Source organism: Spirillospora sp. NBC_01491 (assembly GCF_036227065.1).
GTDB lineage: Bacteria > Actinomycetota > Actinomycetes > Streptosporangiales > Streptosporangiaceae > Spirillospora > Spirillospora xylanilytica.
This window is the reverse complement of record NZ_CP109432.1, coordinates 2,944,577-2,967,122: the sequence shown is the minus strand read 5'-3', so window position 1 is coordinate 2,967,122 and position 22,546 is coordinate 2,944,577. Positions and strand designations below refer to the sequence as shown.

The following is a 22,546-nucleotide window of genomic DNA, read 5'->3' as shown; positions in this document are numbered from 1 at the left end:
GCGGGCGCACGCCCGATTTTCGCCCGGTCCGCGTCCGGTTCACGCCCGATCCGCGTCCGGGACGCGTCGTCCCTCATCGAAACGGACGCCGAGCCCGGAACCGGACGTGGACGTGCGGCGTGGGAGACGAGCTGGGAGGCGGCCTACTGGGCCGCGCCCCGGCCGCCCGGGGCGCCATCGCCGTCGTCGCCGTCGCCGGGGCCGTCCGGCGGGCACGTCCAGGACACCGCCGCCGTGCCGCCGGGGGAGAAGCGCACCGAACCGCCGCCGGACGCCGTGCAGGGCCCCGTCCGGGTCACCCTGACGGACGCCGAGCCGTTACGGCCGAGCCTGCCGCCGCCGGACGCGCTGAGCCCGCCGCTCGCACCGGTGACCGCCCAGGTGACCGGCCCGCCCACGGCCCGGACCGAGACCGTGCAGGACGAGGACCCGGCCGGGATGGAGCAGCCGCCGGCCGCCAGCGTGCCCGGCTTCGGCGGCTCGCTCGCCGGTGTGGTCGCGGGCGACTGCTTCGGCGGACGCCGTGTCTTCGTCGGCGTCCGAGTGGGCGTCGGCGTCGCGCTGGTCGGTGTCGGCGTCGCGGTGGGCGTCGGGCCCGGGGACTCGCTCGGCGCCCGCGACTCCACCGCGGGTTCCGACGGGTCGGCCGCCGCGGTGGCGGGGCCGGTCGGGCTCGCCGACCCGGTCCGGTCGCCGGACGGGTCCGGCAGGAGCATCCAGCCGCCCGCGACGATCAGCAGCACCACCGCGGCGACGGCCAGCGCGGGCAGCAGCCGCGGCGGGGTCCGGAGCCGCCGGCCAGCGCGGCGTGCGGGCGCGTCCGCGGGCAGCGGCCAGCCCGAGGCGTCGAACGGCCCGGCCCCGTCGGCGATCCCGGCGTACCGGCCGGCCAGCGCCGCGTCGGTCGCGGTGGCCAGGACCCGGCCGCGCAGATCGGTCGGCATGAGCGCCACCGGCAGCACCTGGAGCAGCCGGGCGGTGGAGACCGTGCGGTCGCGCCGTTCGGTGCAGACCGGGCAGGACGCGATGTGCCGGCCCAGCCGGTGCGCCACCTGCTGCGTCAGCGGCCACTCGCCGTCCGCCGCGATCTCGGCCACGCTCGGGCAGTCGTCCCGTCCGGCGTGCGCGATGAACGCGGCGGCGAGGGCGTCGTCGAGCCGGTGCCGCGCCTCGCCCGCCAGCTCGGCGGCCTCCGGCGCACCGATGCCGAGCACGCCGCCGACCTCCGCCGCGTCCAGGCCGTGCCGCAGCAGCAGGTCGAGGGCCTCGCGCTCGCGGCCCCGCAGGCCCGACAGCGCGCCGTGCACGAGCTGCCGGGTCTCCAGCCGGTGGCCGCGCTCGGCGGCGTCGAAGAAGGCGTCCTCGACCTCGGGCGCCTCGCGCCGCTCGGTGGGACGGCCCGGATCGCGCAGCCGCCGCAGGCACTCCGCGCGGGCCAGCGCGTACAGCCAGCTCCGGAACCTCGGCGGCTCGCCGAGCAGGCCGACGTGCGCGCGGGCGGAGACGAGGGCGTCGTGCAGCGCCCCGGCCGCCGCGTCCTGATCACGGAGCAGCGCGTGGCAGTAGTCGTACAGACGGGCCGCGTAGCGGTCCATGAGCTGGAGCAGCGCGCCGGTGTCGCCCGTCTCCAGGGCCTGAGCCAGGCGCTCGTCGTCCACGCGGTCGAGACTGGGCCAACCGGACACCAGGGCCTCCCGGGAGCTGAGATGGCGATCGTCACGGCCTCGTCGCGATCAGCGTTCGCCCGTCGGGGGCGGGACTCGCGTTCTGTGCGGAAGCCGTGGTGCTCTTCGGGCCCTCGGAACGGAGGGCCACCCCCGCCGCGGGTCAGGGGGGAAGAAGGTCGGAGGCCCGACGGCCCCGCTCCCCGTCGGGCCTCCACAAGGAAGACGACCGACGGGGCCGTTCGGTTGACACGGATCGGCGAAGAAATCCCGGAGAATTCCGCACCCGCCCGGACGGGCCCCCGGACGCCCCGCGATCCCGCGAGTTCCGGCAGGTCACTGCTGGATCCGGCGGGACAGCATCTTCAGGAAGATCTTCGAGATCTCCTGCGGGGTCATCGCGATCTGCACGTTGCCGTTGGTGAGCTCGGCCAGCTGCTCCAGCTCGTTGCGGTCCACGCCCTTGCCGAAGCCGATCATGTTGACCTGGATCGGCTTGTTCGGGTCGATCATCTTCTTCAGCCGGTCCAGCGTCTGCGCCAGCGTGGGGCCGTCGGGGTCGTCGTTCCTTCCGTCGGTCAGCAGCAGGATCGAGTTGCCGAACTCGGGCTTGTAGGTCCGGTCCATCTCCTTGTACGCGGCGAGGACGGTGTCGTACAGGCCGGTGTCCCCGTCCATCTTGGGGCGCATCTGGTTGAGCTGCGACAGCACGAAGTTGCGGCGGGTGCTCGACCCGATCCGCTCGCCGAGCGGGCCGATCGGCACCGACTTCTGGTAGTCCTTGTCGCCCTGCATCTTGGTGGAGAACAGCCACTGCCCGAGCTCGGTGTCGTTCGACATCATGCTGAGCCCGCCCTGGGAGACCTGCGCGATCGCCTGGAGCCGGTTGGTCTTCGGGCCGACCGGCTCGGCCATCGAGCCGGACACGTCGATGAGCGTCAGCAGCCGCAGCCCGAGCGACAGCTTCGACCACGCCTGCATCACCCCCGCGACCTCGGTCGCCTTCGGGGCGGGGAGCTGCCGCGGCCGGGCCGGGCTCACCCCGAGCCCGGCGCCGAACCCGGACGGCGCCTTGCCGTCGGGCGAGCGGAAGCCGAGCGCGCGGACGTCGGCGCGGGTGCTCTCGGTGTTCATCGCCTGTTCGAGCAGGCCCGCGGCCTTCTGCTTGGCGGCATCCTCGCTGGTCACGGTGAACGGGTAGTCCAGCGACAGCGACCCCTCCAGCGGGTACAGCGCCACCGCGGGCTCGGCGGGCCGCCGCCGGTTGTAGTTCCACAGGGCCTGCTCCGAGGACAGCGAGATCGGCTGCTTGCCGGTCCGGTCCTTGCGGAAGTGGGCGAACTGCTCGTCCACCGTGGGGACGGTGCTCTCCCGGACGGTGCGGACGATGCCGGTGAAGATCGACTCCTTGTTCGGGTCGTTCGCCAGCAGCGCGTTGGTGATCATGAGCGAGCCCATTCCGGCGGCGTTGCGCGAGGGATCGGGCACCAGCAGCCGGACCGCGCCCGCCGGGATCATCTGGTTCTTGGTCACGCCGCCGCCGGCCACGCCGCCCGCCGCCTTGAGCAGGTTGTCCCAGGACGGCGTCGCGGTGATGCCCTGCTTCTTGAGGCCGTCCGAGAGCCGCTTGGGCAGCCCGACGACGATCGGGCTGGTCGCCAGCGAGGTCTTGGTGGAGGTGACCGAGTCCTTGCCCTTGTCCGACCCGCGCACCATCGAGGTCCACAGCGACGAGTCGGGGATCCACACGTCGGGACGCTGGTTGGCGGCGTTGGTCACGCCTTGGCCGGACAGCAGCGTCGACACCGCGGCCGGTTCGGTCTTGGTCACCTTCGCCCTGACGCACCTGCCGTCGACCTTGCGCTTGGCGTCGTTGAACCGCCTGGCGGCCTTGACCACCGCCGGCTGGACGTCGGGCGCCGCCGCGACCGACAGGGTGAGCGCGCCGCTGCCGCTGCAATCGCCGCCGCTCTCGGCGAACGCGTACACGCCCACGCCGAGCAGCAGCGCCAGGCCGACCGCGCCCGCCATCGGCCCGATCAGCGCGGTCGCACTGCGGCGCTTCCTGCGGCGCCTGCCATAGTCGCCGCTTCCGTAAGGGCCACCGCCGCCGCCACCCCCGCCGCCGACACCACCGGACCCGCCGTAGCCACCCGAGTCTCCGGAGCCGGACGAGTCTCCGGCGCGTCCTCCGAAGAAACCGCTCTGGCCGCTGTCGGAGCTCAGCGGGTCGTGACCGCCGCCGGACGGGCCGGAGCCGCCGGGGACGGGCGCCGCGAGGGGCATGCCGGACGTCCCGGAGGACCCCTCGGGGACACCGGCCCGGCTCTGGGGGCCGGACGGGGTCGGGCCCGGCGGGCGTCCGAGGCCGTACCCGCCGGCGTCGGACGCCCCGGTGAAGCCTCCGGCGCCGAAGGCGGGCTCGTCGGACGGGCGGGCCACGAGCCACTCGGGCGTCTCCGCCGAACCCGGGGCACCCGGACCACTCCGACCGGGGGGACCTCCCGGACCGGGGGGACCGCCGGGGCCACCCGGACCGGCCGCCCTGGGGGGCGTGCCCGCAGATCCTTCGGCGCGTGGGGCGGCGGGCGGGCTCTGGCCGTCGCGGGAGCCGAACCAGTCGGACGACCCGTCGTTCGCGGGGCCGAAGACCGGCCTGGAGGGGTCGTGCCCGCCGTCCTCCGACGCCCCCTCGGGGGGGTCATTGCGATGACGTCCGCTCACGACTGCCCTCGATTCACCAGAAACCCGTCGATGTTCCCCGGCACTGTAGTAGTACGAACCAGAGGTTACAAAGAACTCAAAAATGATAATGACGCAGGTCATGAGCTTATGTCGTGCCTGTGTGCGACGATGCGCACCTCCGGTCACCCCTCGCGTTCGCGGCGGCACCGCGCGGGTTCGCCGAACAATGCGGGCCCGCCGGACGTCGAACGGACCGGGGATCCGGCACGGTGCCGGACCCCGTCGGGGAGCGTCGCGGTGAGTGGCACGACAAGTGGTCGGACGATGTCGGAACGGCGCGGCTGGGGCCGCCTGCGCACTGCCGCGGCCTGGACGGCGGTGGGAGCCTGGGGCGCCTGGGCACTGGTCCGGCTGACCGGTGCCGACCGGCTGCCCGGCATCGAGATCCCCTCCGCGCCGCTGCTGGCCATCACCCCGTACGTGGTCGCCGCGGCCCCCGTCCCGATCACGGCCGCGCTGCTCCTGCGCAGATGGCGGGCCGCGGCGGTCGCCGGCGTGGTCGCGGCCGGGCTGCTCGTCGCGGTGGTGCCCCGCGCGGTCGGCGGCGGCGATCCCGTCGCGCGGGGACCGGTCCTGCGGGTCCTGACCGCCAACCTGCTGCTCGGCGGAGCCGACCCCGCCCGCCTCGTCGACCTCGTCCGCCGGACCAAGGCCGATGTGCTCAGCCTCCAGGAGCTTCCGCCGGAGGGGGTGGACCGGTACGAGCGCGCCGGGCTGACCGGGCTGCTGCCCGAGAAGGCCCTCGACGCCCGTCCGGGCGCGGCCGGTTCTGGCCTTTACTCGCGTCACCCGCTGCGGGTCCTGCCGCCGCTGCCCGGGACCGAACTGGCGATGCCCCGAGCCGAACTCACCCTCCCGGGAGGGCGCCGGGTCGAGATGACCGCCGTCCACCCCGTACCGCCGATCGACACGGTGTCGTTCCGCGCCTGGAAGCGCGATCTGGCGGTCCTGCCGTCCGCCCGCCCGGCGGTCGCCGCCGCAGGGGGCCGCGCCCACGCCCCGGGGGACGGCCCGGTGCGGATCCTGGCAGGCGACTTCAACGCGACGCTCGACCACGCCAACCTGCGCCGGCTGATCGGCCGCGGCTACGCCGACGCCGCCGACCGCGCCGGCGCCGGGCTCGTCCCGACCTGGGGGCTGGACGACCCGCGACCGGCGCTGACCATCGACCACGTACTGGTCGACCGGCGCTGCGCCGTGGGCGAGGTGGAGGTGCACGATCTGGAGGGCAGCGACCACCGGGCGGTCTTCGCGGAGGTCCGCCTGCCGTAGCCGCGGGCCGAGCATGGCCGGGACGGCGGCAGAATTGGGGCATGGCCCGCCTGGTTCCCGTGTCCGACCCCGCCGACCCGCGGCTCGCCGACTACGTGCGGCTCCGCGACGTCAACCTGCGCAAGAGCCTGGAGGCCGAGCACGGGCTGTTCATCGCCGAGGGCGAGAAGGTGATCCGCCGGGCGGCCGGCTCGGGCCATCCCGTCCGGTCGTTCCTGATGGCCCGGCGCTGGGCGGAGCCGCTCGCCGACCTGCTCGACCAGGTGGACGCCCCGGTGTACGTCGCCGACGACGCGACGCTGGAGGCGGTGGCCGGCTTCCAGGTGCACCGCGGCGCCCTCGCCTCGCTGAAACGGCTCCCGCTGCCCACGGTCGACGCCCTGATCAGCGCCCCCGCCACTCCGCCCGAGCCCACTCCGCCCGAGCCCACTCCGCCCGAGCCCACCGCTCCGTCCGCGCCCGCCGCGCCGCGCCGGATCCTCGTCCTGGAGGATCTCGTCGACCACGCGAACGTCGGCTCGATCTACCGGTGCGCCGCCGCGCTCGGCATCGACGCGGTCGTCCTGTCGCCGCGGTGCGCCGACCCGCTGTACCGGCGGGCGATCAAGGTGTCGATGGGCGCCGTCTTCGCCGTCCCGTACGCCCGGATGGCCAACTGGCACGACGACCTCGGCAAGCTCCGCGCCGCCGGGTTCGCGCTGCTCGCGCTGACCCCCGACCAGTCCGCCGTCCCGTTGGACGAGGCCGTGCGGGGCGATCGGGTGGCGCTCCTGCTCGGCTCGGAGGGCGACGGGCTCACCTCGCACTGGCTGGACGAGGCCGACGAGGCCGTCTGCATCCCGATGAGCGCCGACGCCATGACGAACGGCGTCGACTCGCTCAACGTGGTCGCCGCCGCCGCGATCGCCTGCCATGCGCTGATGCGCTCATGACCCGTATGGGACCCGCGTGACCGTCCGCTCGGCGGCGTGACCCGCGTCAGGGCGTGCGTGCGGGCGAGGCTCCGCGCTTCACTGATCGGCCGCGCTTCACTTGCCGGCTGCGCTTCATTTGCCGAACATGCCGCGCCGGGAGCGGCGGTGCGTGCCCTTGGCGCGCCGCGCCGCCGCCGCGGCGGCCGTGTTCGCGGGGTTGCGGCGGCCCAGCCGCAACTGGGTGAGCAGCAGCGAGAACGCCACCAGCAGCGCGGCGAGCCACGCCACCTGCGTGCTGGCCATCCGCTCGAAGGTCAGGTCCTGGGCGACGGGCGCCTTGTTGTTGCGCAGCCGGCTGGTCGGCGTCGCCTGCAACGCGCCGGGCGCGACGGACGGGCTCGGCGCGCTGATCGACGGCATGGACACCCCGGAGTCCCTGGAGCCCGGCGGATCGAACGTCGCGTTCGGGCTCGGCGGCTCGTACACGCCGCCGCCGGACGAACCGGAGGCGCCGGAGCCGCCGGTCTTCTTCCCGGAGCCGCTCGTGCCCGAGCCGCCGCCCTTCGCCTTGGCCTTGCCGCCGTCGAGCCGCCCGCTGTCGACGCTCGGGGACAGCGTCGGGCCGGGGGACGGGGTGGGCTTCGGCGTCGTCACCACCGGCACGACGTACTTGACGGACGTGGTGGCCGGTTTCGCCGCCACGCCGGTCGCGCGGGCCGTGACGGTCAGCGTGACCGAGGTGGTCTTCTTGAGGTCCTTCGGGAGGGTCACGGTCAGGAAGACGCTGTCGCGCCTGCCGGCGTCGAGCGTCCCCACCGCGCATCCGGCGGAGGAGAACGGCGGCGCGCACTCACCGCCGAGCGTGGCCTGGTCGGTGCTGGCCCGGACGCTCGCGATCCTGATGCCCGCGATCTCGGCGTGCAGCGCCGCGACGCGGGTCACCACCCGGACCGTCTGGCCGGGCTTGGCGACCGGGGTGAGCGGCGTGACGGTCAGCGAGAGCACGGGCTCCGGCTTGACCGTCGGGCTCGCGGTCGCCGTCGGGCTCGCGGTCGTCGTCGGGCCGGGCGTCTCGGCCGCCGCCGCGGGGAACGTGCCCGCGCCCGCGGCGACGACCGCCGCCGCGCCGAGTCCCGCGAAGATCGGTTTCGTCGCCGACCGGTAACGCACCGCCCCAGCACCTCCGTAGCGTCGTCGTCGAGTGCCCGGCCCCGGCGTACCCGGGAACCGCCTGCAAAATCATGCGAACACGGATCAATAGTTCAAAGCAACCCCGATGCCGCGTTCTGGACCTTCAGCTGAACTCCTCGCGCAGATCCTCGACCTCGGCCCCCGGCGCCCAGGTCTGCCAGATGCCCTGGTCGATCCGGTCGAGCCCGAGCCGCGCGGCGACGGGGGCACGCCCGCCGGCGTACTCGACCCGCAGCCAGGTCTCGTGCTCGCCCACCACGATGAACCGCTCGCCCCGCCACGTGCAGGTGGTGCGCACGTACCGCAGGTCCTCGATCTCGGACGCGGGGACGATCCGCCGGTACCGGCCGGGCCGCAGCTCCTCGAAACCGTCGGTCGGCTCCGGGGTGTACAGCCTGATCTCACCGTCGGCACCCGGCGCCGCCTCGAACTCCCGGCCGAGCCACCGGGCCACATACCCGTCCCGGATCACTGCGCGGCCTCCGTCCTGTCGCCCCAGCCCTCCGGACCCGCCGCCGCGTCGGGCCGCAGCCAGGCGAGCCGGTCGGGATCGTACATCGCCACGAACCGTTCGGACCGGTCCGTCCCGAGGAGGTACATCTCGGCCCCGTACGGGAGCCGCACGCTGTCGACCTTGTACTCGCGGATGGATCCGGCACCGCCCGGCGCGAACCCGCCGCCCTGGAACGGGGGCCGCTCGATGACCCAGCCCTCCTCGCCCCACGACGCCAGCTCCTCCTCGGTCTGCCCGCCGAAGGGGATCCGGTAGAGGTCCGGGCAGTACGCCGGCCAGCGGATGACGTACACGCCCTCGTCGTCGGGGGAGAACGTCGAATCGTCGTAGAACAGCCCGAGCGCCTCGTAAAGCTGGATCGGCGTTTGCAACTCGGCGACGTCGGAGGTCGGATGCACGAAGCCGCCCACCCGGTCGTAGCCCTGATCGAGATACCAGCCGACATGGCCGTGCGGGACGACCTTCTGCATGATGGCCGGCTGCACGGCGCGTTCGGCGTCGAGATGCGCCGCGCCCGGCCCGTTCGCGGCGGGCGCCGCCGGGGCCATGGCCGGGTCGGCCTGGGACGGCGCGGCGAACGACTCGGGCGCCGCCCGATGCGGCTCCTGCGCCGCCGCGGCCACGGCGTCCTGGTAGGGCGGCGCCTCCTGCGGGATCTCCTGCGGGATCTCCTGCGGGATCTCCTGCGGGATCTCCTGCGGGATCTCCTGCGGGACCTCCGGCTGCGCCTGCTCCCGGCCCTGGTGCGGCACTGGGACATCGGGGCGCGGCTGGACGAGGCCGACCCGCACCGCCCACTCGCTCAGCGCCCGCACCTGGTCGCCGCGCAGCGACGCCCCGATGCGGGTGCCGGGATTGAGGAGCATCGCCCAGTCCTCGCGCGGCCACGAGCCGATGATCTCCCGGAAGTCGGCGTACACGAACCGCGACTCCGGCAGCACCTCCCGCAGCCGGACCAGCGAGGTGAAGATCTGCACGGACGAGTCGTCGCGCAGCGCCGCGTCCCAGCGGAACTCCCGCTGTACCGGCGTGACCTCCAGCGGCGCGTCGAGTGGGATGGGCACCAGCACGTTGGCGGCGAGCAGCACCCGCAGGAACGCGTCGGAGTCGCCGCTCAGCGCCGCCTCGTACAGCTCCTGGTCGATGCGGTTCCCCGGCTCGAACTCCGCCTCCGGTGCCGCCGCCTGCACGGGCTCGGACCGTCCCGCCGGTTCGGCGTGGGTCGCCGGTTCGGCGTGGGCCGCCTCCGCCGGTGCACCCGGACCGGTCGCAGACCCAACGGGCTGAGCGGATGCCGTATCCGGCGCTGAAGGCGGAACCCCGGCACCGCCGGTCTCAGCCTCCGCCGCTACCGGCGAAGCTTCCGGACGAGCCGCTCCGGCTTCCGCGCCCATGGGCGCACTCTGTGCCGGTGCAGGGGTGTTCTCCGCCGCCTCCACAGGCGGGGCTTCCAAGGAGGCATCCGAGGTCTCCGCGCCGGTGGGCCCAGCCTCCGACGCCGTGAACGGGACGTCGGGCTGCGCATGTGGGGTCGCAGGTGGAGCGGGCTGGGCCTCCGCCTGCACGGGCTCGGCTTCCGCCGCTGCGAACGGGACGTCTGGCTGTGCGTGCGGGGTGGGCGGTGGAGCGGACTGGGCCTCGGCATGTGCGGACGGCGCCGCCGGTTGTACGGGCGAGGGCTCGGCCGACGTGGATTCGGGCTCAGCCTGCGCGGATTCGGGCTCGGCGGGCGCGGATTCGGATTCGGGCTTCGCGGGCGGGCTCTCCAGGGGCGCGGGTCCGCGGTCCGCCGCCGCGAGCGGTGCGTCCGGCCGCACGACCGGGCCTGCCGGTGGAGCGGTGGCGGCCTCCGGCCGTACGGGCGGGGCCTCTGCGTGCGCGGGGGCCTCCGTCGCCGCAGGCGGGGTCTCCGCCTGTGCGGGGGCGGCGTCCGGCGGGGCGGTGTGGGCGCCCTTCGCGTGCTTGGGCTCGGCGGATGGGACGGGCTCGGCGGACGACGGGACGGGTTCGGCCGCCGGTTCCGAGGGCGGGCGGGACGGGCCGCTCAGCGCCTTGACCTGCTCGCCCGGCATCGTCGCGTCGATCGGCGTGCCCGGGTTGAGCACCAGCGTCCACTCGATGTCGGGCCACGCCGACACCATCTCCAGGAAGCTCGGCATCACGAACCGGGACGACCCGACGATCGCCTCGTTCATCCACTTCAGCGAGGTGAACACCTGCACCGACGCGTGCCCGTGCACGGGCACCGGACGCCAGGGGAAGGCCGGGTCGTCCGGCGTGATGCCCCACGGCGTCTCGACGTCGGCGGGAACCAGCACCTGCGCGCCCAGCAGCACCTTGAAGAACGCGTCGGTGTCGCGCCGCCGCGCCGCGTCGAACAGGCGCTGCTCGACGTCGTTCTGCGGCTCGAAGCCCTCGGACATGCGCCGCGCCGCGCGCTGGTCGGCCCAGGTGGCGAGGCCGGAGAGCTGCTCGGCGAGCACCGTCCCGCCGGCCGGTGAACCCGAGTTGATGGCCAGCAGCCAGCGGTGGTCGGGCCAGTAGCGCAGCGCCACCGTGAACGGCAGCTTGATGGAGTCGGTGCCGGTCCCGGCGGCCCGCGCCGCCTCGATCAGCCGCTCGGGCGAGGTGAAGAGGGGCACCACCGTCGCGCCGTCAACCTCGCGGGTCTGCCACGGGAATCCGGGCCGTCCGGGACGGAGCGTGTAGTCGGTCTCCTCGGGGACGGGCAGCAGCACCTCGGCACCGGCCAGCGTCTGGAGGAAGAGATCGTGGTCGTTGTTCGCGGCGGCGCGCAGGAGTTCCCGCTCGACGTCGTTCGCGGGCTGGAACTCGGGACGCGGCTCCGTGCGCGGCTCCGTGGGCGGCAGCTCCCGGTGCTGCTCCTGGAGCTCTTCCCAAGGCGCCCCGTCGTCGGCGTCGCCCGACGTACCGACGAGCGCGCCGTCCGGTGGCGGACCCGCCGGGACGGAGTGGTCGTCGCCCAGCCCGCCCGCCACGGCCGAGTCGGGCCCGGTGCCTTGGCCGGACGCGGCGTCCCGCGCGGACGCGGGGCCTTGCGCGGACGCGGCGTCCTGCGCGGCATCGTCCAGCCTCGGCACGCGGCCGTTCTGGTCGCGCGCCGCCAACGCCTCCGGCGTCAACGCCGGGATGTCCTGAACCGTCCGGGAGACGGGCTCGGGCTCGGCGGGCCCGGACGGACCCGACGGACCCGACGGTCCGGACGGGACGTCGCGTGCCACCACGGGGTCCTGCGGGGCCGGGACGGGCGGCGGCTCCTGAGACGGCACCGGCTGCTTCTCCGGCGCCCCCTCGGCGGCCTCGGCGCCCGCCGCCGGTGCGGCGGGAAGCGGGAGCGCGTCCGGGCGGCCCGCGCTCGGCGGACGGCCATCGCCGTCGGCCACCTGCCGGACGAACCAGGACGGGAGCCGCGCCTCGATCGGCAGCGCGGCGCCGTCGTGCCCGGTCGCCCGGACGTCGACCGCCAGCCACCACCGGGCGTCCGGCCACGTGCCGGCGAGATCGCCGAACGTGAGCGTCATGAAGTGCCGGTACGCCGGACCGAGACAGGCGCGCATCGCCTCGGCGGAGGTGTAGGCCAGCACATGGGTGCGGCCGTCCTCCTCCTGGACCGGCCAAGGCGGCTGGGCCCGGTTGGCGAGCACGTCGTCGATCAGGTCCGGCGAGACGGGGACCACCAGCTCGCCCTCCGCCAGCAGGCGGAAGTAGCCTTCCTGGTCCCCGGCCCGTACGGTCTCCTCAAGTCGGCGCTCGAAGTCCGACGTGGGTCGCCACGCGTCGGCCACGGTCGCCACCCCCTGTTTCATCCCGCCGTCGTCCCACCGTGCCCCGTCCCCGTCCGCCGCCCCCGGTGGGAGGGCCCCGGCACGCCGGTCACGGACTGCCTACGCTACATGGGCGAACAGGACCAAAAAGCCTAATCGTCCGGTTGTCGCGACGGGGCCGCAGGTCAGCGGCCCCCTAACCGCGCGGCTCGCGAGCCAGCCGCGCGAGCGCGTCCAGAAGCCGGTCGACATGCTCCTCGGTCGTCCCGATGCCGAAGCTCGCGCGTACCGCCGAACTCCGGTCGTCCCCGCATCCCCCGCCGCCGCCCGCCGCGTCCTCGCCCCTCCCCGTGGGCGGGGTGTCCAGCAGGTGCCGTACGAAGGGGTGCGCGCAGAACTTCCCGTCCCGAACCCCGATGCCGTGCTCACCCGACAGCGTAAGCGCCACGTCGCGCGCGTTCCAGCGGTCGACGAGGAAAGACACGATCCCGACCCGCGGACCGCGTCCGCCCCAGAGGGTGAGCTCCCGCACTCCGGCGATGGCGGCGAGGCCGGACCGGAGCCGGGACAGGAGCCGCTCCTCACGTTCGGCGAGCGCGTCCCACCCGGCGGCGGTCAGCGTGTCGCAGGCCGCGGCGAGCGCGAGGACCCCCAGCACGTTCGGCGTGCCGGCCTCGTGCCGCTGCTCGGGGTCGGCGGCCCACCGGGTCGCGCCGCCGCCGGTCACCGCCGCGCTCGCGCCGCCGCCCTTGAGGTACGGCGGCGCGGCGCGCAGCCAGTCGGACCGTCCGGCGAGCACGCCCGCGCCGAACGGCGCGTACAGCTTGTGCCCGGAGAACGCGACGTAGTCGAGGCCGAGCGCGGTCATGTCGAGCGGACGGTGCGGCACGTACTGCGCGGCGTCCACGGCGATGCGGGCGCCGTGCCGCCGCGCGACCGCGGCCAGTTCCCGGATCGGCCACACCTCGCCGGTGACGTTGGACGCGGCGGTCACCACCAGCAGGCGCGGACCGGCGGGCGCCTCGCCGAGGGCCCGGTCGGCGGCGCCGATCGCCTCGGCCGGGGTGGACGGCGCGGGCAGCCGCACGGCGCGCTTCCAGGGCAGCAGGGTGGCGTGGTGCTCGGTCTCGAAGAGCACCACCGTGGTGCCCGGCGGGACGGCGTGCGCGAGGAGGTTCATCGCGTCGGTGGTGTTCCGGGTGAAGACGACCGACGAGCGCCGCCACCCGCCGAGGAACCCGCGGACCGTCTCGCGCGCCCGCTCGTACGCCTCGGTGGTCACCTGCGACGCGTACCCGGCGCCGCGGTGCACGCTGCTGTAGTAGGGGAGGGCCCGGGTGACGGCGTCGTGCACCGCTTCCAGACAGGGCGCGCTGGCCGCGTAGTCGAAGTTGGCGTAGGGCACCTCACGGCCGTCGCCCAGCGGGACGGGCGCGTCCGCGCCGATCACGCGCGGCCCGGCGCCCGCACTGCCGGACGCGGCGCCCGCACCGCTGAGCGGGGCCGCGACGGCGTGCGCGGGCGGACGGGGGGAGAGCGGCCGGGCGAGTTCGGTCCCGGTGAGCGTTGCGGTGCCGGCGGACGACATGCGTGCGACCTCCATCAAGGTCCAGGGACCCCGGGATGTCGGCGGGGTCCGCGCTTGCCGGAACGCGATCGCGTCCGGCCTGGTCCTCACCCGGGGCACCCCATCGCGGACGAAGGGTTGCCGGCCAGCTAGCCGGGGCTTGACGCTGGCACTCATGACCTGATGCGGAAGTATATGCGGATGCCGATGGGGATCGAAAGCGAGGGTGCGATGCGGTACGGGGTGTTCCGGACGTTGGCCGGGGGAGTGCTGCTGCTCGCCGGGGCCGGCCTGCTGAGCGGCTGCGGGGCGTTCGGCGGCAGCAACGCCGAGCAGGTGTGCACCGATACCAGGGACGCGTTCCAGCAGTACGCCACCCAGGTCAGAACGGTGTCGGCGGCGGACTCCGGACAGTGGCGGCAGGCCGCCGAACAGCTCGCCAAGCGGATCGACGCCCTCGCGGCGAAGGCCGACGACGCCGAGCTCAAGAAGGCGCTCAAGGGGGAGGCCGACCGCCTCCGTCCGGCCGCCGCGTCCATCGGCACCGGCGACGCCGCGCAGCTGAACGCGGTCATCTCCGAGACGCCGAAGCGCATCGGCAAAGCCTGCGAGTGACCCGGCACGGCCCGCCTCCGGGCCACTGAAGGGACAGTACGAAAGGAGGGGCCCGGCGGATCGCCGGGCCCCTCCTTGCTGCTTCCTCTTACTCCCAGGCCGGACGGACTAGTTGCCGAGTTGCTGACGGGTTCCGCCACCACCGGTGCCGGGAGTGGTGCCACCGCCGCCTCCGCCGGGTTCGGTGCCGCCGTCGCCTCCGCCACCGCCGGGTTCGGTACCGCCTCCGCCGGGTTCGGTGCCGCCCCCCTCTTCGCCGCCGCCACCCGGGCTGCCCGGGCCCGGTCCGCCCGTCGACGGAAGGACCGGGCCCGGGGCGGGCCGCTGGGGCTGCGGCGGCCGTGACAGCCCCGGAGTGCGGGGCGTGGTCGGGCCGCCGGGGGTACCGCCGCCGGGCGACTGGTAGCCGCCGCCGGGCGTCATCGACGGCGAGCCGAACGACTCCTGGTCGTACCCCTTGATGCTCACGGCCTCGCTCATGAAGGACCGCCACGTCTGCGCCGGGAGCTGCCCGCCGTACGAGCCGTAGCCGGGGATGTTCAGCGGCTTGCCGTCACTGCGGAACATCGAGACCGTCGTCGCCATCTGCGGGATGTACCCGTTGAACCAGATCGCGCGCCCCTGGTCGGTGGTGCCGGTCTTGCCCGCCACGTCGCGCCCGTCGGGGAGCTGCGCGGCGCCGCCGGTACCGCCCTGGACCACCTGCTGCATCGCGTACGTGGCGTCGCGGGCGTTCTGCGGGCTGAACGCCTTGGTGGCCTTCTCGGTGAAGGTCCGCTTGTTGTCCTCGTTGTCGGTGACCGCCTTCACCACGTACGGCGTGCGGTGCTCGCCCTCGGCCGCGAACGTCGCGTACACCCCGGCCTGCTGGACCGGGTGCAGCGAGACCACGCCCAGCGGGAACACCGCCGACTCCCGTTGGGCCGGCTGCATCTGGCCGGCCGGGATGCCCATCTTCTCGGCCATCTCGGCGATCTTCTCGTTGCCGATGTCCTGGCCCAGGTTGACGTAGGCGGTGTTGATCGAGTGCTGGGTGGCGGTGACGAGGTTGACCTGCCCGAAGTTCTCGCCGCTGTCGTTCTTGATCGGCGTGCCGCGGAAGTACTGCGGGGAGCTGCCGTCGTAGCTGCTGGCGAGCGTCTTGCCGCTGTCGAGCGCGGCGGCCAGCGCGATCGGCTTGAACCCCGACCCGGCCTGCGCCGCGTCGCCGAACGCGCTGCTCAGCGCCTCGTTCAGGTAGTTGCGCCCGCCGTAGAACGCCACCACCTGGCCGGTGGCCGGGTCGACCGACACCATCGCGGTGCGGATCTTCTTGCTCATCCCGGCGGGCATGTTGGCGGTGACCGTCTTGCGGGCGGAGTCCATCAGCCGCTTGTCGAACGTCGTGGTGATCTTCAGTCCGCTGCGGTTGATCTCGTCCTCGCTGAAGCCGCGCCGCTCGGTCAGCTCCTTCTTGGCCACATTGACCATGTAGCCCTTCTGGCCCTTGAGGACGTCGGTGATCTTCTCCTTGGCGGGCACCGGGAACTTCATCGCGGCGGCGTCGGCGCTGGAGACCGCGCCGTCCCGGACCATGTTGCCGACGACCGCGTGCCAGCGCTGCTCGGACGAGGCGCGGCGGGAGCCGGTCGGGTCGGCGAACACGCTGGGCTGCTGGATCGCCGCGGCCAGGTACGCGCCCTGCGCCGGGCTGAGGTTCTTGACGTCGGTGCCGAAGTAGGCCTTGGCGGCGGCCTGCACGCCGTACGCGTCACGCCCGAAGTAGATGGTGTTGAGGTACTGCTCGAGGATCCAGTCCTTCGGCTTCTCCCGGCCCACCTTCAGGGAGACCATGACCTCCTTGAGCTTGCGGGTGACCGAGCGCTCCTTGCCGATGCCGCCGTAGTAGTTGCGGACCATCTGCTGGGTGATGGTCGAGCCGCCCTGGAGCTGCTCGCCGGTGGCGGTGGACCAGAACGCCCGCGCGGTGCCGGTGAACGACACCCCCGGGTCCCCGTAGAAGCTGCGGTTCTCGGCCGCGATCACGCCGTTCCGGACGCCGTCGGGGATCTGGTCGAGGCGGACGGCGTCACGGTTGACGCCCGTCTTGGCGATGAGGGTCTTGCCGTCGGCGTAGTAGAAGCTCGGCCCCTGGGCGACCGCCTCCTCCTGGGGGGAGGGGACCGGCGTGAACAGGTAGGCGACGCCGAACGCCGCCACGCAGAACCCGATGAACCCGAGCAGGGTGAACAGGATGCGCCGCGCGTACTTCACCTTGCGGCTGCGCGTCTTCTTCGGGCCCTTCCCGCCGCCGCCACTTCCGCCGCCACCGCCGCCCTTCCTGCCGCCGGGACCGTTCGGTGTACCGGACCCCTGGGACGCGGTGGGCGCGGGACTTTCCGCGGACGCGACGGCCACCCCGGCGAACCCCGCACTACCGGACGCGCCGGACTCCGCCGGCGCCTTCACGGGCGCGGCGGTGTCCTCGGTCTTCTCGGGCCCTTCGGCCCTTTCGGACGCATCCGGCTTCTCGACCCTGCCGAACTCCTGCGTGCGCGAGGTCTCGCGCGGCTTGGAGGTCTCTTCGGGCACGGCACCGGACGCGGCTTCGGCCACGGCCACGGGCGCGGGCTCGGGCACGGCCACGGGCTCGGGCTCGGGCTCGGCCACGGGCTCGGGTGCCCCGCCGCCCTCGCTTGCGGCCTCGGCCTTGACCTCGGCCTCGCCCTTGACCTCGGCCTCGACCGTGCCGTCGACCTCGGTTTCGGACGTGCCGGCCTCGGGGGCTTTCCCGTCATCGTCGGCGATCTTGGTCGCCGTTCCCGGCGGTGTCGCGGCGCCGTCCGGATTCACATCGGCGACCCCGGCGGGACGTTCGCCCTCCGGGCTCTTCTCACTGCTGCTCACAAGCCCCCCGTGATGATTTCGTTACCGACGATACCTGAGGGGGGTGAGATGTTCGGCCGTTCAATGCACACTCCCATGGCTTCCCATTCAGAAGGACGAACGGAGCGCCCGCCCGGTTGTCGTGACGCTCGCCGCAATGCTTTTCAGGGATGCTCATAACCGTCGCGCGCGCACCGTCCCCCATCCCCGTCGCGCCGCCGGTCCGCCGCCGGAACGGCGAGCGGCGGGGCCCCGTGCATCGGGGGCCCCGCCGCGCGATGTCCGCGGACCTCGGTCAGGTAGGGATCATTTGAAGATCGTGCCGAGGATGTCCACCACGAAGACCAGAGTGTCGTCGCCCTTGATCCCGGCCTGCGGGGCGCCGTTCTTGCCGTAGCCATCGGCCGGCGGCAGCACGAGCATCACCCTGCTGCCGATCTTCTGGCCCATCAGCCCCTTGTCGAATCCGGGGACGGTGCCGCCGGTGCCGATCGGGAACTTGGCGGGCACGCCGCCGTTCTGCCAGCTCGAGTCGAAGACCTTGCCGTTCTTCCAGAGCTGGCCCTGGTAGTTGACCAGCGCCTCGTCGCCCTTGGCGAGCGCCTTGCCGTTGCCCTCGACCAGGACCTTGGTCTGGAGCTTGCCGGGCGCGTCCACCTTCTTCGGGATCGTCACCTTGGGCGCCTGGCCGGGCTTGCCGGCCTCGACCTTGGGAAGGTCCTTGTCGTCGAGCTTCTTCTCGGTGCCCACCGGACCGGCGTTCTTGGGGGTGACGCCCTGCACGTCGACGACGAACACCAGCGAGTCGGTCGGGGAGAGCTGGAGCTGCTGGCCCTGCTCGCCGAAGCCGTCGGCCGGCGGGATCTCCAGGATCACCCGGCTGCCCGCGGTCTGCCCGAGCAGGCCCTTGTCGAGGCCCTTGACGCCGCTCTTGCCGACCACGAGCGGCTTGTCCTGGCCCTGCTGCTGCGCCTGCGCGGTGTAGGACGAGCCGACCTGCTTGTTCGTGCTCTTCTTCTTGGAGTCGTCGTCGTCCTGCGCCTTCGCCCACTGGTAGAAGGAGTACTTGACGAACACCGTGTCGCCGTCGGCGATCTTGGGGCCGCCGCCCCTGATCGAGGCGGTCGCCTTGAGCTTGGTCGCGGGAGCGAGGTTCTTGGGGATGCTGACCTTGGGTTCCTTGCCGAACGCGCCCTTGGCCGTGATCTCCGGGTCGGGACGGGTCGCGAGGTACCAGCCGCCGGCGGCGATCGCCACGACGACCACGAGGATGCCCGCGATCATCACGTAGTTGCGGGTGCGCGCCTGCGAGGCGGTCAGTCCGGACGGCCGGGGCCCGCCGCCGCGTCCCGCGCTGATGCCGTGCGGGGTGAACTCCGGGCTGCGGATGTTCTTGGCGTTCGGCAGCTTGGCCTTGACCGCAGGCTCACCCCGGGGCTTGTCATCCTCTGACATGTTTCCTCACTCGCTCCGGGATCGACGACATCACGAAAGTGACCACCCTTCCAGTGCCGGTCTAAGCCCAGCGTGAAAACCGTGCAAAGGAGGCCGACCCGCAATCTACCGGTCGTGCTCTCGGCCGACAGGGGCGCACGGCGGGGGTGCAGAGGTACGCAGGATACTGCGCCGAGGCGGATGCTGTGGCGTTCAGTGGTCGCCACCTTCACGGTGAGTCACCGTGAAGGTGGGTGGCGCGCCCGGCAGGATTCGAACCCGCGACCGTCGGATTAGAAGTCCGATGCTCTATCCAGCTGAGCTACGGGCGCCCATAAATCGGCTCTGACCTGCGAAGACGTGCCCCCCGGTGGGTCTGGGGCGGGCGTCTGGCGCGGGCCGGCCTGCATCCGGCACCCTCCCGGGCACCGGGACACAGTGTAAGGCTGAGCGTCTTTCGGCTCCACATCTATAGCGGCCCAAGATCGGGCCAGGTCGGCCGCCGCGCCGTCCGCGGGGCTCGATACCGCGCCGGACCGGGGCTTGAGGACGTTCAGGCGTCTCCCCAGTAGAGGTGGTGGGCCAGGGCCTCGGGGGTCCAGCCCCTGGCGGCGACCCGCGCCTTCTCCACGCGCACCGCGGGGTTGAACCGCGCGGCGGCGGCGGCCGTCCTCTTGTGGTCCAGCCGCCAGCCGTCGATCTCCCGCCAGGCCAGGGGCGGGCCGCCTTCCTCGGGCGGGCCGAGGATGTACACGCGCCTGCCGGACTTTCCGCGCGTCCAGGGATAGGTGCCGCCGCCCACCCGGCCGTGGCGGGTGACGATGTGGATCGCCGCGATCCTCTCCCAGGGGACCGGCGTCCTGGCCGGCGGGTCGACGTCGACGCCCTCGGCCGTGACGGCGAACGCGGCCTCGCGCCGCAGGGAGAGCCTCAGCGCGCGCGGGAACCGTCGCAGGACGTGGCGGAGGATCAGAACGAGAAGGAACGCCAGGAGAACGAGGGCGACGCGGTCCCGCGCGTCGTCCGGCGTGAGGAGCCCGCCGGTCGCCCCGCCGGCGACGAGCGCCGCGCAGAGGGCGGCGGCGAGGCAGAGCCGGGCCGGGGGCCACCAGCCGTACCGGGCCTCGTATGCGGCGTTCTCCGGATTGCGCATATGACTTTTGACGCCGGTTCCGCGCCGCGGGTTCGGCTCGGGTCGTCCAAGAAATCACCGCCCATCATCGGCGTCCGCCCCGGCTGGGGAATCCGGTGGCGGCCGACATCGGCTACGAAACAATTCCGCTGCCCCGGCAGCGTTCCCCTATGGGGTCGTGGCCTGTCAGCGGCCATGACGGACGTCATACGTCCCGATATTCGCGCATTACTCAAAGGGGCTTAGATGGCCTGCCGGTGTCGTAGGTTCGGTACAAAATAAAGCCTGTTGTGGAAGGTTGTCCTGCTGCTATGGTCACGCGGATGCGGCCTTCCATTCAGATTGATTTACGGTCATTCCTCGGGCTGCTGGAACGGGCCCTGGAATGCTGACCCCGCCGCATCCCTTCACTGGCCGGATCCATACGGAGGTCCGCGCGGGGATGGCGATGGAGCCCGGCGAGGCCAGAGCGGAGCGACTGGAGCGGCTGGTGGCGCGCGCTGAGGCGGACGGCGGCCCGTACGCCCTGATCGACACGCGGGTCGCCTACCTGTACGCGCGCTGCCACCCGTTCGGGCGGCCGGAGGACGCTCTCGCCGCCTTGGCCCCGTGCCTGGAGCTGTACAGGGCGGCGCCGGAGCGCTTTGGCGAATGGCATCGGGACAGGTTCTGGGAGTCGTTCCGGAGGCTCACGCTCACCATGCTGGTCGGGCCCGGCCAGCGGGCCTCCTGGCTGCGCGCGGTCGTGGACGACCTGCGCTCCTGCCGCCGGCCCGGCCACAGAACGGACATGGAGGACGTCAATCTGGCCGAGTTGCTGCTGGAGTGGCGGGTCGGGAACGTCGCCGCGGCCGAGGAGGCGATCCGCCTGATCCTCGCCTGCGGTCCCACGGAGGGGAACCAGTGGGGACGGGTGGGGGCCCTGGCCGGTTTTCTGGCCGACCTCGGCCGCGACGCCGAGGCGATCGAGTCGCTGGAACCGGCGCTGACCGGCTCGGTGCCCGTCCGCGAAGACGGCGATCCTGCCCGCTTTGCCGACCATCTGCTGCTGCCGTACCTGCGCACCGGCCGTGCCGAAGAGGCGGGCGCGCTGCACGCCCGCACCTGGCGCGGGCGGCTGACGGGATTTCGCCTCGCCTCGCACCTGGAGTTCTGCGCCCGGACCGGGAACGAGGAGCGCGGACGCGAGATCCTGCACCGCCACCTCGAACCCCTGGCGGACGATCTCGGCAGCATCCTGCGGATTCGCGAGTACGCCGCCGCCGCCCTCCTGTGCCGCCGGCTGGCCGAGAGCGGCCGATGGGACGATCCGTGGATCTGGCCTGAGGACAACGGGACCGCCGGCGGCGACATCGGCGGTGACGGAGAGACATGGACCTATGCCGAACTGCACGAGGAATTCCGGGACGACGTGCTGAGCCTCGCCGACCACATGGCCGACAGTGACGGCACGGCCTGCATACGTGAGCGGATGGGCGCTCTGATGGACGCCGGGCCGATCGTGGCACACCTCCCGCTGCCCTGACCGGAGGTCCCCCTTTAGGCAGTGATATGACGGTTGCGGGGGCGGAGGGGTGCGTTGGCGTCATATCTTTGGTGTTCGTGGCGGTGAACATTGAGGTGCCGCTCTCCGGCGGGGATGTCACGGAGGGCGTTGTGCGGGTCGGCGAGACGGTGCGGCGGCCGATGCGCCCGCACAGTCCGGCGGTGCACGGATTGCTGCGGCATCTGGAGCGGGTCGGGTTCGAGGGGGCGCCGCGGGTGCTCGGGATCGACGAGCGCGGACGGGAGATCCTCAGCTGGGTCCCCGGTAGCGCGCCGCACCGGCCGCTGCCCCGGTACGCGGTGACGAACGACGCGCTGCGCGGGGTGGCCGCGCTGCTGCGGGACTACCACGACGCGGTCGGCCCGTACGTCCCGCCGCCGGACGCGCCCTGGGACACCGCGGCCTCCAACCTGGACGGGCCGCCCGAGCTGATCGGGCACTGCGACGTCACCCCCGACAACGTGGTGTTCCGGGCCGGCCGGCCCTGCGCGCTGATCGACTTCGACCTGGCGCGGCCCACCACCCGGCTGTACGACGTGGTGACCACGCTCAGGCACTGGGCGCCGATCGCCGATCCGGCCGACCGCGACGCCCTGCTGTACGGCGCGGACGTCGGCAGGAGGATCCGGCTGTTCTGCGACGCCTACGGGTTGGACCGTGACACCCGCCGCGAGGTGCTGCCCGCGGCCAGGATCCGGTTCGAGCGCTCCTACCGGGCGATGCGCGAGCGCGCCGAGTGCGTGGGCGGCGGTTGGGCGCGCATCTGGCACGGCGGGGCGGGCCCGCGGATCCGCCGGGCGCAGGACTGGCTGGAACGCAACTGGGACGACCTGGACGCCAGCCTCGGCTGACCCGGACGAGGACCGGCCGGCGGACGGAGGGCCGGCCGCCGGCCGGACGGAGGCGGGGCCGGCGGGCGGACCGGGCGAGGGGTCAGCTGATCAGCCGGAAGATGAGGGTGCACAGGGCGAGCACCGCGGCGATGGCCGCGGGCCCCATCAGGGCGGGGGAGTCGCCCGACCGGTGGTGCACGAACAGCGCGCCCGCCATCAGGAGCAGCAGGCAGGCCGCGGCCAGGACGCCGAGCCAGACGACCCCGAGGCCGATCAGCAGGCCGAGCGCCCCGAGCAGCTCGGCCACGCCGATGAGCCGGTAGCCGTCCCACCGGATGCCGAAGTGCTCGGCGGCCTCGACCTGCTGCTCGGCGCCGGTCAGCTTGGTGACGCCGACGAAGGCGAACAGCGCCGCGGTCACGACCGAGAAGATCACAGTGAGGGCGTACACACGGGGACGATTCCCGCC

General features: G+C 73.4%; 15 protein-coding genes, 1 tRNA gene and 1 riboswitch. Of the genes, 5 read left to right on the top strand and 11 right to left on the bottom strand.

Annotated elements, in window-relative coordinates:
* Positions 1-143: 143 nt before the first annotated feature.
* Entirely contained in the window at positions 144-1,658 is a 1,515-nt protein-coding gene (locus OHA34_RS13850) for an RNA polymerase sigma factor (protein WP_285944081.1), read from the bottom strand.
* 342 nt (positions 1,659-2,000) lie between these two features.
* Positions 2,001-4,106, bottom strand: a complete 2,106-nt coding sequence (locus OHA34_RS13845; protein ID WP_329521811.1) for a substrate-binding domain-containing protein — start codon at positions 4,104-4,106, stop codon at positions 2,001-2,003.
* A 540-nt stretch (positions 4,107-4,646) separates the two neighbouring features.
* Between OHA34_RS13845 and OHA34_RS13840 the strand changes: the two genes are divergently transcribed.
* Positions 4,647-5,681, top strand: a complete 1,035-nt coding sequence (locus OHA34_RS13840) for an endonuclease/exonuclease/phosphatase family protein (RefSeq protein ID WP_329521810.1) — start codon at positions 4,647-4,649, stop codon at positions 5,679-5,681.
* A 41-nt stretch (positions 5,682-5,722) separates the two neighbouring features.
* Positions 5,723-6,613: a TrmH family RNA methyltransferase gene (locus OHA34_RS13835; RefSeq protein WP_329521809.1), complete on the top strand. Its 891-nt coding sequence runs from the start codon at positions 5,723-5,725 to the stop codon at positions 6,611-6,613.
* A gap of 114 nt (positions 6,614-6,727) precedes the next feature.
* On the opposite strand, the gene OHA34_RS13830 is transcribed toward OHA34_RS13835, so the two are convergent.
* The 4 genes from OHA34_RS13830 to OHA34_RS13815 all read right to left on the bottom strand — a co-directional run bounded on the left by OHA34_RS13830 (position 6,728) and on the right by OHA34_RS13815 (position 13,673).
* A complete protein-coding gene (locus tag OHA34_RS13830; protein WP_285944085.1) occupies positions 6,728-7,765 on the bottom strand; it encodes a hypothetical protein in 1,038 nt (345 codons plus the stop codon).
* Between the two features lie 124 nt (positions 7,766-7,889).
* A complete protein-coding gene (locus OHA34_RS13825) occupies positions 7,890-8,258 on the bottom strand; it encodes a hypothetical protein (protein WP_285944086.1) in 369 nt (122 codons plus the stop codon).
* Positions 8,255-12,127, bottom strand: a complete 3,873-nt coding sequence (locus tag OHA34_RS13820; RefSeq protein ID WP_329521808.1) for an SseB family protein — start codon at positions 12,125-12,127, stop codon at positions 8,255-8,257. The genes OHA34_RS13825 and OHA34_RS13820 overlap by 4 nt, the downstream gene beginning before the upstream one ends.
* Before the next feature lie 154 nt (positions 12,128-12,281).
* Positions 12,282-13,673, bottom strand: a complete 1,392-nt coding sequence (locus OHA34_RS13815) for an aminotransferase class V-fold PLP-dependent enzyme (RefSeq protein ID WP_329521807.1) — start codon at positions 13,671-13,673, stop codon at positions 12,282-12,284.
* A gap of 45 nt (positions 13,674-13,718) precedes the next feature.
* A riboswitch (SAM riboswitch) is annotated at positions 13,719-13,833 on the bottom strand.
* Positions 13,834-13,859: 26 nt separating this feature from the next.
* On the opposite strand from OHA34_RS13815, the gene OHA34_RS13810 reads away from it, so the two are divergent.
* Positions 13,860-14,267, top strand: coding sequence for a hypothetical protein (locus OHA34_RS13810; RefSeq protein WP_285944089.1), 408 nt, complete (start codon positions 13,860-13,862; stop codon positions 14,265-14,267).
* Between the two features lie 108 nt (positions 14,268-14,375).
* Here OHA34_RS13810 and OHA34_RS13805 read toward each other — a convergent pair whose 3' ends face one another.
* From OHA34_RS13805 to OHA34_RS13790, 4 genes are all read right to left on the bottom strand, one after another.
* Positions 14,376-17,153, bottom strand: a complete 2,778-nt coding sequence (locus OHA34_RS13805; RefSeq protein ID WP_329521806.1) for a transglycosylase domain-containing protein — start codon at positions 17,151-17,153, stop codon at positions 14,376-14,378.
* 285 nt (positions 17,154-17,438) lie between these two features.
* Complete coding sequence (locus OHA34_RS13800) at positions 17,439-18,587, bottom strand: FKBP-type peptidyl-prolyl cis-trans isomerase (protein WP_285944091.1); 1,149 nt, start codon at positions 18,585-18,587, stop codon at positions 17,439-17,441.
* 234 nt (positions 18,588-18,821) lie between these two features.
* A tRNA-Arg gene (locus tag OHA34_RS13795) sits at positions 18,822-18,898 on the bottom strand.
* A gap of 221 nt (positions 18,899-19,119) precedes the next feature.
* The gene (locus OHA34_RS13790) at positions 19,120-19,719 is read right to left on the bottom strand and encodes a hypothetical protein (RefSeq protein WP_329521805.1); all 600 of its coding nucleotides are present in this window, start codon (positions 19,717-19,719) and stop codon (positions 19,120-19,122) included.
* 421 nt (positions 19,720-20,140) lie between these two features.
* Between OHA34_RS13790 and OHA34_RS13785 the strand changes: the two genes are divergently transcribed.
* A complete protein-coding gene (locus tag OHA34_RS13785; RefSeq protein ID WP_329521804.1) occupies positions 20,141-21,223 on the top strand; it encodes a hypothetical protein in 1,083 nt (360 codons plus the stop codon).
* A 77-nt stretch (positions 21,224-21,300) separates the two neighbouring features.
* Entirely contained in the window at positions 21,301-22,095 is a 795-nt protein-coding gene (locus OHA34_RS13780) for a phosphotransferase (protein ID WP_285944094.1), read from the top strand.
* An 82-nt stretch (positions 22,096-22,177) separates the two neighbouring features.
* Here the strand turns inward: OHA34_RS13780 and OHA34_RS13775 are convergent, their stop codons facing one another.
* Positions 22,178-22,528 carry a DoxX family protein gene (locus OHA34_RS13775; protein WP_329521803.1) on the bottom strand — a complete coding sequence of 117 codons (351 nt, stop codon included), beginning with the start codon at positions 22,526-22,528 and terminating at the stop codon, positions 22,178-22,180.
* Positions 22,529-22,546 lie beyond the last annotated feature (18 nt).